Raw genomic sequence first — 234 nt, forward strand, 5'->3', positions numbered from 1 at the left:
GGCAACTCGTAGCCCATGAGGTCGGCGAACATGCCGGAGAGCAGCACCGTCGGCACCGCCAGGACGAGCGAGCCCCAGAACAGTCGCCGGAACTGCCCCACGTGGTCCCCGTGGCCCCCGTGCTCGTGATCAGAGTGCTCATGACCAGACCCTTGGTCGTCGCGTCCCGCCTCGCTCTCCTGCACAGGATGCTCGTTGCTGTTCACGTCGCTGCCCCTTCTGTCTCGCCTCGAT

The sequence above is a fragment of the Aeromicrobium sp. Leaf272 genome (assembly GCF_001422865.1).
Taxonomy (GTDB): domain Bacteria; phylum Actinomycetota; class Actinomycetes; order Propionibacteriales; family Nocardioidaceae; genus Aeromicrobium.